This is a genomic window from Albimonas marina, assembly GCF_029223255.1.
Lineage (GTDB): Bacteria > Pseudomonadota > Alphaproteobacteria > Rhodobacterales > Rhodobacteraceae > Albimonas.
On sequence record NZ_JARHUC010000002.1, the window covers coordinates 437,253 to 452,832 of the forward strand.

Here is a 15,580-nt window from a genome sequence, read left to right on the forward strand (position 1 = left end):
ATGTATGTGGCCGTGAAGGGCGGCGAGCGGGCGATCGACAACGCCCACGCCTGGCTGGCGGAGGCGCGCCGCGGCGACGTCTCGGTGCCCGAGCTCACGATCCCCCAGATCCGCGAGCAGATGACTCTGGCGGTGAACCGGGTGATGGCCGAGGGCTCGCTGCACGATCCCGACCTGGCGGCGCTGGCGATCAAGCAGGCGCGGGGCGACCTGATCGAGGCGATCTTCCTGATCCGGGCCTACCGCACCACGCTGCCGCGCTTCGGCGCCTCGGTCCCGCTGGAGACCTCGGCCATGGCGGTCTCGCGCAGGGTCTCGGCGACCTTCAAGGACGCGCCGGGGGGGCAGGTGCTGGGGCCGACCTTCGACTACACCCACCGGCTGATCGATTTCGCGCTGGCGGCGGAAGGCGAGGCGGCGGAGGGCGCGGCGCCGCAGGCCCCGCAGGCCGAGCCGCTGGCCGGGCGCACGCCCCATATCGCGGAGTTCCTGGACGCCGAGGGCCTGCTGCAGTCCGAGCCCGGGGGCGAGGCCGCGCCCCCGGACCTGACCCGCCAGCCGCTGGCCTTCCCCGCCGACCGGGCGTTGCGGCTGCAGGCGCTGGCGCGGGCGGACGAGGGGTTCACGCTGTCGCTCGCCTACTCGACCCAGCGCGGCTACGGGCGCAACCACCCCTTCGTGGGGGAGCTTCGGGTGGGCGTGGTCGCGGTGGAGGCGGAGATCCCGGAGCTCGGCTTCGCCGTGGAGATCGGCGAGGTGGAGCTGACGGAATGCGAGACGGTGAACCAGTTCACCGGCTCGCGCACCGAGCCCGCGCAGTTCACCCGCGGCTACGGCCTGACGCTGGGCCATTGCGAGCGCAAGGCGATCTCGATGGCGCTGGTGGACCGGGCGATGCGCTGGAAGGAGCTGGGCGAGGACGACGTGGGCGCGCCTGCGCAGGACGAGGAATTCGTGCTCAGCCACTGCGACAACATCCAGGCGACGGGGTTCCTCGAGCACATCAAGCTGCCCCACTACGTGGATTTCCAGGCCGAGCTGGAGCTGATCCGGACGCTGAGGCGGGAGGCGGCCGGGGCGGCCGCCGAGGCCGAGGCGCAAGCCGCGAAGGAGGCTGCGGAATGAGCGGGCCCGCGACGATCCCCGCCCGGTCAGGCGGCGCCCATGCGACGCCGGCGCAGGCCTACGATCCCGACTACAACTTCGCCTATCTCGACGAGCAGACCAAGCGGATGATCCGCCGGGCGCTGCTGAAGGCGGTGTCGATCCCGGGCTACCAGGTGCCCTTCGCCAGCCGCGAGATGCCGATGCCCTACGGCTGGGGCACCGGGGGCGTGCAGGTGACGGCGGCGACGCTGACGCCCGAGGACGTGCTGAAGGTCATCGACCAGGGCGCCGACGACACCACCAACGCCGTCTCCATCCGCAAGTTCTTCCAGCGGGTGGCGGGGGTGGCGACGAGCGAGGCGACGGCCGAGGCCACCGTCATCCAGACCCGCCACCGGATCCCCGAGACGCCGCTGACCGAGGGCCAGGTGCTGGTCTACCAGGTGCCGATCCCCGAGCCGCTGCGCTTCCTGGAGCCGCGGGAGACCGAGACGCGCAAGATGCATGCGCTCGAGGAATACGGGCTGATGCATGTGAAGCTCTACGAGGACATCGCGCGCCACGGGCATATCGCGACCGCCTACGCCTATCCGGCGAAGGTGGAGGGGCGCTACGTGATGGACCCCTCGCCGATCCCGAAGTTCGACAATCCGAAGCTGTCGAACTCGCCGGCCCTGCAGCTCTTCGGCGCGGGGCGGGAGCAGCGGATCTACGCGATCCCGCCGTGGACGGAGGTGGTCAGCCTCGATTTCGAGGACCATCCCTTCGATCCGGGCGGGGCGAAGGAGGTCTGCGCGCTGTGCGACGCCGCGGGCGTCTATCTCGACGAGGTGATCGTGGACGACGCGGGCGGGCGCATGTTCGTGTGCTCGGACACCGACCATTGCCGCACGCGGCGCGAGGCGGGCCATGTCGGCGCGCAGGGCGCGCCTGCCTCCGCGCCCGAGGGAGAGCCCGCATGATCAACCAGCTGCGCGTCTACCGCATCGACCCGCAGGCCCGCGAGGCCTTCCACGCGCGCTTTCGCGACCACGCCGCCCGGCTGATGCGCGCGCAGGGGTTCCGGATCCTGGCGATGTGGGAGGAGGACCGCCGCCCCCGCGGCGAGGACGAGCTGAACTTCGTCTACCTGCTCGCCTGGGAGGACGAGGCGGAGATGGATGCGAAATGGGCGGCGTTCATGGCGCTCGAGGAATGGGCGGAGATCAAGAGACGCACCTCGGCCGAGCATGGGCCGATGGTGCTGGGCAATTTCGACCGGACGCTGGTTCCGGTCGAATATTCCGCCGCGCTGGAGCGATGACCATGTCCGACGCCCCCCTGTTCTCGGTCGAGGGCCTGACCCGGCGCTACGGCGCGCGGATCGGCTGCGCCGACGTCTCCTTCGACCTGTGGCCCGGCGAGGTGCTGGGGATCGTGGGCGAGAGCGGCAGCGGGAAATCCACCCTGCTGTCGTGCATCTCGGGCCACCTGGAGCCGGACGAGGGCCGGGTGCGCTACGCGACCCGCGACCTCGGCCCGGTGGACGTGCGCGAGCTGTCGGAGCCGCGGCGGCGGATGCTGATGCGCACCGACTGGGCCTTCGTCCACCAGAACCCCCGCGACGGGCTGCGCATGACCGTCTCGGCCGGCGCCAACGTGGGCGAGCGGCTGATGGCCGTGGGCGCGCGGAACTACGGCGCGATCCGCGAGAGCGCGACGGACTGGCTGGGCAAGGTCGAGATCGCGGCCGAGCGGATCGACGACCGCCCCGCCGCCTTCTCGGGCGGGATGCAGCAGCGCCTGCAGATCGCGCGCAACCTGGTGACCGGGCCGCGGCTGGTGTTCATGGACGAGCCGACGGGGGGCCTCGACGTCTCGGTGCAGGCGCGGCTGCTGGACCTGATCCGGGGGCTGGTGCGCGAGCTGGGCCTGTCGGCGATCATCGTCACCCACGACCTCGCGGTGGTGCGCCTGCTGGCGGACCGGCTGATGGTGATGAAGGGGGGGCGGGTGGTCGAGACCGGGCTGACGGACCAGGTCCTGGACGATCCGCAGCACGCCTACACGCAGCTCCTGGTCAGCTCGGTGCTCCAGGCATGAGCGGTATCGAAAACATAGCGCCCTGCGCCGGCAGGGATTTTCCGCAAGGCGGGGGCCGGCGGGACGGCGCTTGCCGGGCGCTGCGCGCCGGCGCCGCCCGCCCGCCGACCCCGCCGCCGGCGGCCCCGCCCGCCGCCGCCTGTCCCGCCCGCGCCCCGCGACGGGGTCGGCGGGCGGGCGAGAGGCGGGCGCAGCCCGGCGCGAGCGCCGTCCCGACCGACCCGAGGACCCGGACATGATCGAGCTGACCGACGTCTCCAAGACCTTCACCCTCCACGTCCAGGGCGGCCAGGTGCTGCCGGTGATCGAGCATGCGAGCTTCCGGGTCGCGCCCGGCGAATGCGTGGCGCTGGCCGGCCCCTCGGGCGCGGGCAAGTCGACGCTGCTGCGCATGGTCTGGGGCAACTACCTCGCGGCCTCCGGCTCGATCCGGGTCGGCGGCCTCGACGTCGCGGCCGCGAGCCCGCGCGAGATCCTGGCCCTGCGCCGGGGCACGCTGGGCTACGTCTCCCAGTTCCTGCGGGTGGTCCCGCGGGTGCCGACGCTGGAGGTCGTGGCCGAGCCGCTGCTCGCCCAGGGCCGCCCCCGCGCGGAGGCCGAGGCGCGGGCGGCCGAGCTGCTGGCGCGCCTGAACGTGCCGGAGCGGCTATGGAGCCTCTCGCCCATGACCTTCTCGGGCGGGGAGCAGCAGCGGGTGAACATCGCCCGCGGCTTCGCCCGCCCCTGCCCGGCGCTGCTGCTCGACGAGCCCACCGCCTCGCTCGACCCGGTGAACCGGGGCGTGGTGCTGGACCTGATCCGCGAGGCGAAGGCGGGCGGCGCGGCGATCCTGGGCATCTTCCACGACGCCGCCGCGCGCGCCGAGGTCTGCGACCGGGAGGTCGACGTCTCGGCCTTCGCGCCGCGCGGGCCCGAGCCGCGGCCCGAACGCCGGTCCGATCCTTGGTCGGAGGCCGCGTGATGCGCGGGACCCTGCACCTGGTGGTCGGCCCCTCGGGCGTGGGCAAGGACACGCTGATCGACGCGGCCCGCGCCGCGCGCCCGGACCTGATGTTCCCCACCCGCGTGGTCACCCGCCCCGCGGGGCCGGGGGAGGACCACGAGCCCGTCTCGGCGATGGAGTTCGCGCGGCGGGATTCGCTGGGCGAGTTCGCGCTGAGCTGGCGCGCCCACGGGCTGAGCTACGGCATCCCCGCCGCGGTCGAGACGGCGCTGGCCGCGGGCCGGGGCGTGGTGGTCAACGTCTCCCGCGCGGTGGTGGCCGAGGCGCGCAACCGCTACGCCCCCCTGCGGGTGCTGGCGCTGACCGCGGCGCCCGAGGTGCGCGCCCGCCGCATGGCCGGGCGCGGCCGCGAGACCGAGGCCGAGATCGCCGCCCGCCTGCGCCGCGCCCCGCCCGCCCTGCCGGAGGGGGCGGACGTGCACGTGATCGACAACGGCGGCGCGCTGGCCCCCGCCCGCGACGCCTTCCTGGCCGCGCTGGCGCCCGCGCCGGCGCCCGCCCGTTCCTCCGACGCCCGCCTTTCCTCCGCCGGACCGTCCGACGCCCCCCTCAGCCGGAGCCCCGCATGACCCTCGCCGACGCCCCCGCCCAAGCCGCTCCCGACCCCTCCGCCGCCGCCCGGCCGGGCGCGGCCGAGACCGTGCTGACCAACGCCCGCCTGGTGCTGGCGGACGAGGTCGTCGCGGGCTCGGTCCTGATCCGCGACGGGCGCATCGCCGCCATCGAGCCCGGCCCCGCCCGCGCGGGCGAGGACATGGGGGGCGACCTGCTCGTCCCCGGGCTGATCGAGCTGCACACCGACAACCTCGAGCGGCACTGCCAGCCCCGCCCCGGCGTGCACTGGCCGCGGGAGGCGGCGGTGATCGCCCATGACGCCGAGCTCGCCTCGACCGGCATCGCCACCGTCTTCGACGCGATCCGCGTGGGCTCGGTCGCCAGCTTCGACAAGGCCGCCTTCGGGGCCTATGCGCGCGAGGCGACGGACGCGATCAAGACGCTGAAGGGGCGCGGCGCGCTGAAGATCACCCACCTGCTGCACCTGCGCGCCGAGATCTGCTCGGAGACGCTGGCGCAGGAGCTGGCGGAGTTCGGGCCCGAGGACGGGGTGCGGATCGTGTCGCTGATGGACCACACGCCGGGCTTCCGGCAGTTCCGCGACATCGACCAGCTGAAGAAGTACCACATGGGCAAGCATGGCCGGACCCAGGCCGAGTTCGACGAGTACATGCAGTTCCTGGGCGAGCTGAGCCTGCGCGTCTCGTCGAGCCACGAGGCCGAGGCGGTGGCGGCCGCCCGCGCCTGGGGGGCGACGCTGGCGAGCCACGACGACACCGACGTGGCGCATGTCGAGGCCTCGGCCGCCCATGGCGCGCGCATCGCCGAGTTCCCCACCACCCTCGAGGCCGCGCGCGCCTGCCGCGCGCACGGGATCGCGGTGATGATGGGGGCGCCGAACCTGCTTCGCGGCGGCTCGCATTCGGGGAACGTGGCGGCGGCGGACCTGGCGGCGGAGGGGCTGCTGGACATCCTGAGCTCGGACTACGTGCCGAGCTCGCTGCTGATGGCGGCGGCGAAGCTGGGGGAGATGACGGGGGACATGGCGAAGGGCTTCGCCACGGTCACCCGCGCGCCCGCCCGCGCCACGGGGCTCGACGACCGGGGCGAGATCGCGCCGGGCCTGCGCGCCGACCTGGTGCGGGTCTGCGTCGACCATGCCGCGCCGGTGGTGCGGGGGATGTGGGTGGAGGGGCGCCGGGTCTGAGGACCGGCGCCCGAGCCTCCTGGGGCCGGACCCCGGGCCGGGGCCAGGTCCCCGCGGCGCGGCGCCGACGCCGGCGGCCGATCCGACCTTCGGGCGGCGCCTGGGGGCGATGGGGCGGCGGTCGGGCTTCGCCGGCCCGGTCTGCGCGGGTCCGGGGTCGCGTGATCGGGGCCTCGTGCCTCCTCGCGGGCCGGAGGATCCCGGGGCGGCGAGGCGGCGCTCGGGGCCGTCCGCGTTGCGGCGGCTCCCCTTGCCGGCGGTCGGGGGCGAGGGTTCCGTTCGGGCGACCTTGACCGCTCCTGCGCGGCGGGGCTTGCTGCGCGCGGGAGGAAGACCATGACCGACACCGACAGACTGGTCTCGATGGAAGACCTGCGCCGCCGCGCGCGCCGACGGATGCCCCGCGTGGCGTGGGAGTTCCTGGACAGCGGCACCGGCGCCGAGACCGCGCTGAAGCGCAACCGCGAGCGGATGGACGCGGTGGTCATGGTGCCGCGCATGATGCGCGGCGCCCGCCACCCCAGCACCGCCGCGCCCCTGCTGGGCCGCGAGTGGACCGCGCCCTTCGGCGTGGCGCCCGTGGGGCTGCAGAGCCTGATGTGGCCGGGGATCGAGAAGGCGCTGGCCGCCATGGCCCGCGACAGGGGCATCCCCTACTGCCTGTCCACCGTCGCGGGCGAGAGCCTGGAGGACATCGCCAAGGTCAATCCCGACTTCTGGTTCCAGCTCTACCCCCCCACCCATGCCGACGCCCGGCGCGAGCTGATCAAGCGGGCCGAGGACGCGGGCGCGAAGGCGCTGGTGCTGACGCTCGACATTCCGCGCTCGTCGCGGCGCGAGCGGCAGCGGCGCGCGGGGGTGGGGATGCCGCCGAAGACCACGCCGCGGCTGATCGCCGACGTGCTGAGCCGGCCTGCCTGGGCGCTGGCGACCTGGAAGCGGGGCGTGCCGACGATGCGCACGCTCGCGCCCTACGTGCCGTCGGGCGACATGACCAAGATGGCGGAGTTCACCGCCAAGAACCTCGCCTTCGACCTGACGCCCGAGGGCGTGGCCGAGATCCGCGACCTGTGGCCCGGCACCTTCATCGTGAAGGGCGTGATGCATCCCGAGGACGCCGAGCGGCTGGTCGAGATTGGGGCGGACGCGATCTGGGTCTCGAACCACGGGGGGCGGCAGCTCGACATCGGGGCGGCCTCGATCGACGCGCTGCCGGGCATCGCCGAGGCGGTGGGCTCGCGGGCCGAGATCATCTTCGACTCGGGCATCAACTCGGGCGCCGACGTCGCCCGCGCGGTGGCCCTGGGGGCGAAGATGTGCTTTCTCGGCCGGGGCTTCGTGTGGGGCGTCGCCGCGATGGGCGCGCCGGGCGCCGCCCATGCCGAGGCGATCCTGCGCGACGAGCTGGAGAACGTCATGGCCCAGCTCGGCTGCCATCGCCTCGACGAACTCAGGGAACGGCTGGCGTGAACATCACCCTCTACGGCATCGGCGTCTCGGCCTTCGTGGCGAAGGTTCGCATCGTGCTGGACATGAAGGGCCTGGCGTTCGAGGAGGTTCCCCCGCCCGGCGGCTACGGGTCGGAGGCGTACCGCAAGCTGGTCCCCGCGGGCTCGGTGCCGGGGATGGTGATCGACGGCACGCCGTTCCACGATTCCAACGCGATGATGGAGCTGCTGGACGAGATCGCCCCCGAGCCGCGCCTGATGCCCGCCGAGCCCTTCGCCCGCGCCCGGGTGCGGGCGCTGCTGGGGTTCCACGACACCCGCGTCGAGGCCTCGGTCCGCGCGCTGTTCCCGCTGGTCAAGCGCGACTGGCGGGCGGAGCGCGAGGCCGTCGAGGCCGCCTGCGCGGGGATCGAGGCGGCGCTGGAGCGGCTCGACCAGCTCGACGCGCCCGCGGCGGTGCTGGCGGGGGAGGCCCCGACGCTCGCCGATCTCGCCTATCCCTGCACGCTGCAGATGGGCGCGATGCTGGGTGCGGAGATGGAGCGCCCCCTGCGCCCGCCCCCGCGGATCGAGGACTGGTGCGCCCAGGTCTCGACCCTGCCCGCCGTGGCCCGATCCCTCGCCCTTCACCGCGAGGCGATGGAGGGCTGGATGGCCGGGTTCCGCGCCTGACCCCCTCTCGCACGCCCCCTGCATCCCCGACCGGAGGACCCCGGATGACCGATCAAGCCGCCCGCATCGCCGACGCGATCATGGCCCGCGCGCCCTTCGACGACCTGGGCGCCTCGGCCCCGCAGAGCCTGGTCGAGGCCTACGCCCTGCAGGCGCAGGTGGTCGAGCGTCTCGCCGCCGCCCATGGCGGGATCGGCGGGCGCAAGATCGCCTGGAACACCGCCGCCCAGATGGACGCGATGGGGCTGAGCGAGCCGGGCGCCGCCTGCATCTGCGCCGACCTGGTGCGCCGCTCCCCCGCGACTCTCTCGGCCTCCGATTTCCACACCTTCGCCATCGAGCCCGAGATCTGCGCGATCCTGAAGGCCGACCTCGCCCCGCGCGAGCATGGGCACGACCGCGCCTCGGTGATCGAGGCGGTCGAGCGGCTGGCGCCGGCGTTCGAGCTGCTGGACACCCGCGGCATGGCGAAGGCCGCGCCGTTCTCGATCCTGGCGCAGAACATCAACAACCGGGGGATCGTGATCGGGGGGCCGGGGCTTGCGCCCCACGACGTCGATCCGTCGGCGCTGCGCTCGGTCGTCACCTGCAACGGAGAGGTGATGCTGGACAAGGCCGGGGCCGCGCCGATGGACCCGCTGACCTCGGTCGCGTTCCTCGCCAACCGCTTCAACGCGCTGGGGATCACGCCGAAGGCGGGCGAGGTGCTGCTGCTGGGCGCGCATCTGCCGCCCACGCCGATCCCCGCCCCTGCGACGATGCGTTTCGAACTCGGCGCCATGGGCGCGGTGGAATTCACGATAGCCTGACGCCCTCCCCGCCGCGCGGGCGCGGCGCGCGCGGCGGGGGATCGCCCCCCTCGCCGCCGGACGTCCCCGATGCTCGCCGCCTCTCCCTCTCTCTGGGCCTGGGTGCTGCCGCCGCTGATGCTGGTGGCCTCCAACGTGTTCATGACCTTCGCCTGGTACGGGCACCTGAAGTTCCCGACCGCGCCGCTGTGGGGCGTGGTGCTGATCAGCTGGGGGATCGCCTTCTTCGAATACTGCATCGCGGTGCCGGCGAACCGGCTGGGGCACGCGGTCTATTCGGCCGCCCAGCTCAAGACGATGCAGGAGGTGATCACCTTCTCGGTGTTCGTGGTGTTCTCGGCCACCTATCTCAAGGAGGGGCTGGCGCCCTCGCAGCTCTTGGGCTTCGCGCTGATCGCGGGGGGCGCGGCGCTTGTCTTCCTCAAGCCGTGAAGGCAGGGTCCGGCCGATGAACGATCCCGCAGACGCGCCCTCGCCCGCCATTCCCGATCACGCCTACCGCCACATGCCCGCCCTGCGCGGGCGGGTGCAGGATCCGCTGACCTCCCGCTTCCGGCGGATGGAGGAATGGATCCACGAGCTGGACGCGGCCGAGGCCGAAGCGGGGCGCGAGCCGACCGCCTGGCGCTGGACGGAAGCCGAGCGGGAGGCGAGCCGGCGCGACCTGCTGCGCGGGCGCGAGGGCGAGGACCTGTGGGTGTTCGGCTACGGCTCGCTGATCTGGGACCCGGCGGTGCGGGTGGCGGAGTTCCGCCGCGGCCGGCTGGAGGGGTTCCGGCGCAGCTTCTGCATGCATCTCGAAGGCGGCCGCGGCAGCCCGGAATGCCCCGGGCTGATGGCCGCGCTCGACGCCGACCCCGGCCATGGCTGCGAGGGGGTGGCGATGCGCCTGCCCGGCGAGGTCGCCGACGAGGAGACGCGCATCATGTGGATGCGCGAGATGATCACCGGCGCCTACATCCCCGCCTTCCTGCCGGTGCAGACCCCGCAGGGCGAGGTCGAGGCGATCTGCTTCCTGGCCGACCGCGCCAACGACCGCTTCGTGTTCCTGCCCCGCGCCGAGCGGGCGAAGCGGATCGCCACCGCCGAGGGGCGGCTGGGCACCAACCGGGAATACCTCGAGAACCTGCTCGACAGCCTCCACGCCCTGGGGATCGAGGATCCCGAGATGATGGAGCTGCTGGCGATGGTGCGCGCCGCGGCCGGGGAAACCGCGTAGGGCGCATCTCGATGCGCCGTCCCCCGTCCAAGGCGGGCGCGACGGCGGGGACGGGGCGCGTGACGGCGCATTGAAATGCGCCCTACGGGGGCGCGCCCCGGCGCCGTGCGATGCGCCCGGCCGCGGGCGCCTCAGGCTTCGACCTTGGCGCTTTCCTTGAAGAACCGGGCGATGCGCCGGCCGAGCGCGGGGGAGGTCAGCGTCTCGCCCATCCGCGCCAGCGCCGCGTCGGCGAGCGCGTCGTCGTAGGTCACGCCGCGGCGCATCTCGATCAGCTGGGTCGTGAAGGCGGGGCTCATCTCCGGGTGCGGCTGCCAGGAGATCGCCGGGATCTCCTGCCAGGCGAGGCCGGCGAAGGGGCAGTGGTCGGTCTCGGCGATCACCGTGGTGGCGGGGGGCTGCCTGACCACCTGGTCCTGGTGGACGGCGATGATCTTCATCGGCTCGCCGGTCTCGAGGTCGCGGTAGTCGACGGGGCCGAGGCCCCAGCCGCGGTCGGATTTCTCGACATGGCCGCCCAGCGCCTGGGCCATCAGCTGGTGGCCGAAGCAGATGCCGACCATCGGAACCTTCGCCGCCGCGATCTCGCGCACCAGCTCCAGCGAGCGGGCGATCCAGGGCTCGTCCTCGTAGACGCCGAAGCGCGAGCCGGTGATCAGCCAGCCGTCCGCGTCGTGGGGGCCCTCGGGGAAGACGTCCTTCAGGACGGGATACGCCTTGAACTCGAATCCGTGGCCCGCCAGCAGCTTCGCGAACATGTCGGGATAGGTCCCGTGGGCCTCCTGCAGCTCGCGCGGCGGGAAGCCGGTCTCGAGGATGCCGATGCGCATGGGTGCTCCTGTCCGCTTTCCTTCGTCGTCAAGGCGGGCAATATAGGGGTTCGTCGCGCCTGCGAAAGCCCCGGACGAACCGGGGGACGTCATGGGCGCCGCCTTCACGCGGACCCGAACCCTCGGACCGGATTTCATGACCAAGCTCACGCCCGAGATCTCGCTCTCGGTCTCGCCCGACCTCGCCTCGCCGGATCTCGAATCCCTGCGCGACTGGATCCGCGCCCACCGGGTCGACGAGATCGAGTGCGTCACCCCCGACTTCGCCGGCATCGCCCGCGGCAAGGTGATGCCCGCCGCCAAGTTCCTGCGCGAAAGCGAGATTCGCCTGCCCGTCTCGATCTATTTCGCGGGCATCACCGGCGAGTACGCCGACGTCGACCACCCCGAGCTCTACTCGGACGGCGACATCACCCTGACGCCGGACCTCACCACCGCCCGCGCCGTGCCCTGGGCGGGCGACCCCAGCCTGCAGATCATCCACGACGTGGTCGACCGCCACGGCGTGCCGATCCCCTTCGCGCCCCGCGAGGTGCTGCGCCGGGTGCTGCGCGCCTACGAGGCGAAGGGCTGGACGCCGGTGGTGGCGCCGGAGCTGGAGTTCTACCTCACCAAGCCAAACACCGACCCCGATTACCCGCTGGAGCCGCCCGTGGGCCGCTCGGGCCGCCAGTCGACCGGCTCCCAGGCGTTCTCGCTGTCGGCGGTGGACGAGTACGACTCGGTCATCGAGCACATCTACGACTACGCCGAGGCGCAGGGGCTGGAGATCGACACGATCATCCAGGAGGCCGGCGCCGCCCAGCTCGAGGTGAACATGATGCACGGGGACGCGATGAAGCTCGCGGACCAGGTGTTCCTGTTCAAGCGGCTGATCCGCGAGGCGGCGCTGCGCTGCGGCTCCTACGCGACGTTCATGGCCAAGCCGATGGCGCGCCAGCCGGGATCGGCGATGCACGTGCACCAGTCGGTCCTGGACCGCGAGGGGCGCAACATCTTCACCGCCGAGGACGGGGAGCCCTCGCCCCTGTTCGGGCATTTCATCGGCGGGCAGCAGAAGTACCTGCCGGCCTGCTCGGCCCTGTCGGCGCCCTACGTGAACTCCTACCGGCGGATGGTGAAGTACATGTCCGCCCCGGTGAACCTGGAGTGGGGCTACGACAACCGCTCGACCGGGCTGCGCGCGCCGCGCTCCGATCCGAAGGCGCGGCGGGTGGAGAACCGGGTGACGGGGGCGGACGCGAACCCGTACCTGGCGCTCGCGGGCTCGCTCGCGGCGGGGTTCCTCGGCATGGTCGAGGCGGTGGAGCCGCGCCCGGCGGTGACCGGCGGCGCCTACGACAACGAGCGCGACCTGCCCTATTCGCTGCTCGAGGCGGTGGACCTGCTGCAGGGCTGCGCGCCGCTGACCGCGCTGCTGGGCGAGGACTTCGTGAAGATCTACGCGACGCTGAAGCAGTTCGAGTACGATCAGTTCATGACCGTCATCAGCCCGTGGGAGCGCGAGCACCTGCTGCTGAACGTCTGAGGCGGGGCCGCGCCCTGCGGCCCCCTTCCGCATCCGCGCCCCACGCTGCGCGTGCCCGCGGCCCTCGCCGTCGCGCCCGGCGCGGCGCCCGCGGCCGGCCGCGCACCGGCGCCGGCCTGCGCCCCGCCCCCCTGTCCGGCGGCGGGGAGGGCGGGCGGGAGCCGCCGGACAGGGGGGCGGCCGGGCCCCCGGCCCGGCCCCGCGCCGACCGTTTCGGGAAGGATTTGATGAAGAACCTGCTCTATGCCAACGAGGCCCCCGGCGCCCTGCCCCCGAGCTGGTACGCCGCCTCCGTCGCCCCCTTCCCCGAACAGCCGCCGCTGGAGGGGGAGGTCCGCGCCGACGTCTGCGTGATCGGGGGGGGCTTCACGGGCCTCTCGACCGCGCTGCATCTGGCCGAGCGCGGGGCGCGGGTGGTCCTGCTCGAGGCGCATCGCGCGGGCTGGGGCGCCTCGGGGCGCAACGGCGGGCAGATCGGGGTCGGCCAGCGGGTGGGGCCCGAGACCATCGCGCGCCTCTCGGACGAGGGGCTGGCGCGCGAGGCGTTCGTCATCGGGCGCGACGCCGCGCTCTACACCCGCGAGATGGTCTCCCGACACGGCATCGACTGCGCCCTGAAGCCCGGCGTGATGTACGTCAACCACCGCGCCCGTTTCGACGCGGACACCCGCAAGCATGTCGAGCACCTGGCCAGGACCTACGACCATGACGCGGTCTACCTGACGCCGCAGGAGGTCTCGGCCCGGCTGGCGGCGCGCGGCGTCTCGGGCGGGATGCTGGAGCCGTCGGGCGGGCACCTTCATCCGCTCGCCTTCGCGCGGGGGCTGGGGCGGGCGGCGCTGGCGGCGGGCGCGACGATCCACGAGATGAGCGAGGCGACGGCGATCGAGGGCACCACCGTCCGCACCGCGCGCGGCGCGGTGAAGGCGGACCAGGTGATCGTCGCCTGCAACGGCTACCTCGGCGACCTGCTGCCGGAGGCGGCGGCGAAGGTCATGCCGATCAACAACTTCGTGCTGGCGACCGAACCGCTGGGGGAGCGGCGCGCCCGCGCCCTGATCCGGGACGACGTGGCGGTGGCCGACACCCGCTTCGTGGTCAACTACTACCGCCTGTCCGAGGATCACCGGATGCTGTTCGGCGGCGGCGAGAGCTACGGCTGGATCTTCCCCAAAGACCTCAAGGGCTTCGTCAGGAAGCGGATGCTGGACGTGTTCCCGCAGCTGGAGGACGCGAAGATCACCCACGCCTGGGGCGGCACGCTGGCGATCACGCCCACCCGCCTGCCGGTGTGGCGGGAGCTGCGGCCGGGGGTGTTCAACGCCTCGGGCTACTCCGGCTCGGGCGTGGCGCTGGCGACGCTGGCGGGGGCGGTGCTGTCCGAGGCGCTGGCGGGCGACCGGCGGCGGCTGGAGGTGATGGCCAAGCTGCCGGTGCCGAACTTCCCCGGCCGCGGCGCCCTGCGCCAGCCGATCCTGGTGGCGGCGATGTTCCTCGCCCGAATGCGCGACGCGCTCTGATCCGTCGCCCCCCGGGGGGCGCCACCTCGACCGCGCGCCCCGGGGGCGCGACGCGGCGTCCGGGGCGGGGGCCGCGCGGGGCGCTTGACCGGGGGCTGCGCGCTCGTCAGAAGGGCCGCGTCGCGCGCCGGCGCGGCATCCCCCTGACCCGAGCCGATCGGAGCCCCGCCATGGAACCCTCGTCCCGCATCCGCGCGATTCTCGGCGGCGGCGCCTCGGGCTGGGAGGTGGTGCACCGCGCCCGCCGGATGCAGCGGGCCGGGACCCGGATCATCGACCTGACCGTGGGCCAGCACGAGGACCCGACGCCGGCCCCGATCCTGGAGGCGATGCACGCCTCGGCGATGGGCGGCAACACGCGGTATTCGGACGTGGCGGGCTCCCCCGACCTGCGGGCCGCCATCGCCGAGCGGGCGGCGCGGGCCACCGGCGCGCCGGCGGGGCCCGAGAACGTCGTGGTGACGGCCGGCGGCCAGGCGGCGCTGCTGCACACGTTCATGGCGGTGCTGGACGCGGGCGACGTCGCGGTGATGGTCGACCCCTACTACGTCACCTATCCCGGCACGATCCGCGCCACCGGCGGCGTCCCGCGGCTGACGCCGGCCCTGCCCGAGGCGGGGTTCCAGCCGGATCTGACCGCGCTGGACGCGGCCTGCGACGGGGCGCGGGCGCTGCTGATCAACTCGCCCAACAACCCCACCGGCGCGATCTACTCGGACGCGACGCTGGAGGCGGTGGCCGAGATCTGCCTGCGGCGCGACCTGTGGCTGATCTCGGACGAGGTCTACGACGGGATGTGCTGGGACGGCGCCCACCGCTCGCCCCGCGCCCTGCCGGGGATGGCGGAGCGCACGGTGGTGATCGGCTCGCTGTCCAAGAGCCACGGCATGACCGGCTCGCGCATCGGCTGGACGCTGGCGCCCGAGGAGCTGAGCGGGCTGATCGCGACCTACGCCCTCAACGCCACCTACGGGATCCCGGGCTTCATCCAGGATGCGGGCCTGTGGGCGCTGCGCGAGGGCGACGCGATCGAGGCGGAGCTGACCGAGACCTTCCACCGCCGCCGCGACCTGGCGCTGAAGACGCTGGCGGGGCGCAACGCGGTGCGGCTGTCGCCGCCGCAGGGGGCGATGTACGTGATGCTGGACGTACGGTCGACCGGCCTCTCGGGCCGGGAGTTCGCCGAGCGGCTGCTGGAGGAATCCCACATCGCGGTGATGCCGGGCGAGAGCTTCGGCGCCGCCGCGGCGGGCCACCTGCGCGTGGCGCTGACCGTCTCCGACGCCGCGCTGGTCGAGGCGCTGACCCGCGTCGCCGACTTCGCCGAGACGCTGGCGGCCGCGCACGCCGGCTGAGGGCGCCGAGTCTCCTGAAGGAGGCTCGCAGCGGGCCCCGGTCGGTCATGCGCTTTCGTCCGTCCTGGCGGAGCGACGTCCGCGACCGGTCTTTGGACGATCCCGCCCCCGCGCCCCTGCCTGAGTCGGCTGGCTTCCGGCGCTGTTGCGCCGGCGCGGCGGCTCGGACTCGCCCGGCGCGGGACGGCGGCGGGGCGCGCTCGTCGCGCGGTCGCGCCCGGGGGCGCCTGCGCGGGCGGCGATGC

16 protein-coding genes are annotated in these 15,580 nt (G+C 73.7%); 15 read left to right on the forward strand and 1 reads right to left on the reverse strand.

Translation table 11 applies throughout. From position 1 onward, the window contains the following. The 12 genes from P2H44_RS05715 to P2H44_RS05770 all read left to right on the forward strand — a co-directional run bounded on the left by P2H44_RS05715 (position 1) and on the right by P2H44_RS05770 (position 10,102). On the forward strand, positions 1-1,125 hold the full coding sequence (locus P2H44_RS05715; protein ID WP_275762489.1) for a carbon-phosphorus lyase complex subunit: 1,125 nt from the start codon (positions 1-3) through the stop codon (positions 1,123-1,125). Then, entirely contained in the window at positions 1,122-2,069 is a 948-nt protein-coding gene (locus tag P2H44_RS05720; protein ID WP_275762490.1) for an alpha-D-ribose 1-methylphosphonate 5-phosphate C-P-lyase PhnJ, read from the forward strand. Before P2H44_RS05715 ends, P2H44_RS05720 begins: the two co-directional genes overlap by 4 nt. Next, complete coding sequence (locus tag P2H44_RS05725) at positions 2,066-2,410, forward strand: NIPSNAP family protein (RefSeq protein WP_275762491.1); 345 nt, start codon at positions 2,066-2,068, stop codon at positions 2,408-2,410. The genes P2H44_RS05720 and P2H44_RS05725 overlap by 4 nt, the downstream gene beginning before the upstream one ends. 2 nt (positions 2,411-2,412) lie before the next feature. Further along, positions 2,413-3,189, forward strand: a complete 777-nt coding sequence (gene phnK / locus P2H44_RS05730) for a phosphonate C-P lyase system protein PhnK (protein WP_462976262.1) — start codon at positions 2,413-2,415, stop codon at positions 3,187-3,189. A 235-nt stretch (positions 3,190-3,424) separates the two neighbouring features. Then, entirely contained in the window at positions 3,425-4,150 is a 726-nt protein-coding gene (phnL, locus tag P2H44_RS05735; protein ID WP_275762493.1) for a phosphonate C-P lyase system protein PhnL, read from the forward strand. Beyond that, on the forward strand, positions 4,150-4,761 hold the full coding sequence (phnN, locus tag P2H44_RS05740; protein ID WP_275762494.1) for a phosphonate metabolism protein/1,5-bisphosphokinase (PRPP-forming) PhnN: 612 nt from the start codon (positions 4,150-4,152) through the stop codon (positions 4,759-4,761). The genes phnL and phnN overlap by 1 nt, the downstream gene beginning before the upstream one ends. Continuing rightward, positions 4,758-5,954: an alpha-D-ribose 1-methylphosphonate 5-triphosphate diphosphatase gene (locus P2H44_RS05745; RefSeq protein ID WP_275762495.1), complete on the forward strand. Its 1,197-nt coding sequence runs from the start codon at positions 4,758-4,760 to the stop codon at positions 5,952-5,954. The genes phnN and P2H44_RS05745 overlap by 4 nt, the downstream gene beginning before the upstream one ends. Before the next feature lie 336 nt (positions 5,955-6,290). Further along, complete coding sequence (locus tag P2H44_RS05750) at positions 6,291-7,424, forward strand: alpha-hydroxy acid oxidase (RefSeq protein WP_275762496.1); 1,134 nt, start codon at positions 6,291-6,293, stop codon at positions 7,422-7,424. Continuing rightward, on the forward strand, positions 7,421-8,074 hold the full coding sequence (locus tag P2H44_RS05755) for a glutathione S-transferase family protein (RefSeq protein ID WP_275762497.1): 654 nt from the start codon (positions 7,421-7,423) through the stop codon (positions 8,072-8,074). The genes P2H44_RS05750 and P2H44_RS05755 overlap by 4 nt, the downstream gene beginning before the upstream one ends. Before the next feature lie 44 nt (positions 8,075-8,118). Next, on the forward strand, positions 8,119-8,883 hold the full coding sequence (locus P2H44_RS05760) for a 2-keto-4-pentenoate hydratase (RefSeq protein WP_275762498.1): 765 nt from the start codon (positions 8,119-8,121) through the stop codon (positions 8,881-8,883). Between the two features lie 69 nt (positions 8,884-8,952). Continuing rightward, positions 8,953-9,315, forward strand: a complete 363-nt coding sequence (locus P2H44_RS05765; RefSeq protein WP_275762499.1) for a DMT family protein — start codon at positions 8,953-8,955, stop codon at positions 9,313-9,315. A 16-nt stretch (positions 9,316-9,331) separates the two neighbouring features. Continuing rightward, entirely contained in the window at positions 9,332-10,102 is a 771-nt protein-coding gene (locus P2H44_RS05770) for a gamma-glutamylcyclotransferase (RefSeq protein ID WP_275762500.1), read from the forward strand. A gap of 131 nt (positions 10,103-10,233) precedes the next feature. Here P2H44_RS05770 and P2H44_RS05775 read toward each other — a convergent pair whose 3' ends face one another. Beyond that, entirely contained in the window at positions 10,234-10,932 is a 699-nt protein-coding gene (locus tag P2H44_RS05775) for a type 1 glutamine amidotransferase (RefSeq protein ID WP_275762501.1), read from the reverse strand. Positions 10,933-11,068: 136 nt separating this feature from the next. Between P2H44_RS05775 and P2H44_RS05780 the strand changes: the two genes are divergently transcribed. The 3 genes from P2H44_RS05780 to P2H44_RS05790 all read left to right on the forward strand — a co-directional run bounded on the left by P2H44_RS05780 (position 11,069) and on the right by P2H44_RS05790 (position 15,335). Next, on the forward strand, positions 11,069-12,460 hold the full coding sequence (locus P2H44_RS05780) for a glutamine synthetase family protein (RefSeq protein ID WP_275762502.1): 1,392 nt from the start codon (positions 11,069-11,071) through the stop codon (positions 12,458-12,460). A 227-nt stretch (positions 12,461-12,687) separates the two neighbouring features. Further along, entirely contained in the window at positions 12,688-13,980 is a 1,293-nt protein-coding gene (locus tag P2H44_RS05785) for an NAD(P)/FAD-dependent oxidoreductase (protein WP_275762503.1), read from the forward strand. A 170-nt stretch (positions 13,981-14,150) separates the two neighbouring features. After that, on the forward strand, positions 14,151-15,335 hold the full coding sequence (locus P2H44_RS05790) for a pyridoxal phosphate-dependent aminotransferase (protein WP_275762504.1): 1,185 nt from the start codon (positions 14,151-14,153) through the stop codon (positions 15,333-15,335). The last annotated feature ends 245 nt before the right edge of the window (positions 15,336-15,580 follow it).

Excerpts from the sequence above, each read along its gene's own strand:
- P2H44_RS05715 (WP_275762489.1), top strand. The coding sequence starts at position 1 with ATGTATGTGGCCGTGAAGGGCGGCGAGCGGGCGATCGACAACGCCCAC.
- P2H44_RS05720 (WP_275762490.1), top strand. The coding sequence starts at position 1,122 with ATGAGCGGGCCCGCGACGATCCCCGCCCGGTCAGGCGGCGCCCATGCG.
- P2H44_RS05725 (WP_275762491.1), top strand. The coding sequence starts at position 2,066 with ATGATCAACCAGCTGCGCGTCTACCGCATCGACCCGCAGGCCCGCGAG.
- phnK (WP_462976262.1), top strand. The coding sequence starts at position 2,413 with ATGTCCGACGCCCCCCTGTTCTCGGTCGAGGGCCTGACCCGGCGCTAC.
- phnL (WP_275762493.1), top strand. The coding sequence starts at position 3,425 with ATGATCGAGCTGACCGACGTCTCCAAGACCTTCACCCTCCACGTCCAG.
- phnN (WP_275762494.1), top strand. The coding sequence starts at position 4,150 with ATGCGCGGGACCCTGCACCTGGTGGTCGGCCCCTCGGGCGTGGGCAAG.
- P2H44_RS05745 (WP_275762495.1), top strand. The coding sequence starts at position 4,758 with ATGACCCTCGCCGACGCCCCCGCCCAAGCCGCTCCCGACCCCTCCGCC.
- P2H44_RS05750 (WP_275762496.1), top strand. The coding sequence starts at position 6,291 with ATGACCGACACCGACAGACTGGTCTCGATGGAAGACCTGCGCCGCCGC.
- P2H44_RS05760 (WP_275762498.1), top strand. The coding sequence starts at position 8,119 with ATGACCGATCAAGCCGCCCGCATCGCCGACGCGATCATGGCCCGCGCG.
- P2H44_RS05765 (WP_275762499.1), top strand. The coding sequence starts at position 8,953 with ATGCTCGCCGCCTCTCCCTCTCTCTGGGCCTGGGTGCTGCCGCCGCTG.
- P2H44_RS05770 (WP_275762500.1), top strand. The coding sequence starts at position 9,332 with ATGAACGATCCCGCAGACGCGCCCTCGCCCGCCATTCCCGATCACGCC.
- P2H44_RS05775 (WP_275762501.1), bottom strand. The coding sequence starts at position 10,932 with ATGCGCATCGGCATCCTCGAGACCGGCTTCCCGCCGCGCGAGCTGCAG.
- P2H44_RS05780 (WP_275762502.1), top strand. The coding sequence starts at position 11,069 with ATGACCAAGCTCACGCCCGAGATCTCGCTCTCGGTCTCGCCCGACCTC.
- P2H44_RS05785 (WP_275762503.1), top strand. The coding sequence starts at position 12,688 with ATGAAGAACCTGCTCTATGCCAACGAGGCCCCCGGCGCCCTGCCCCCG.
- P2H44_RS05790 (WP_275762504.1), top strand. The coding sequence starts at position 14,151 with ATGGAACCCTCGTCCCGCATCCGCGCGATTCTCGGCGGCGGCGCCTCG.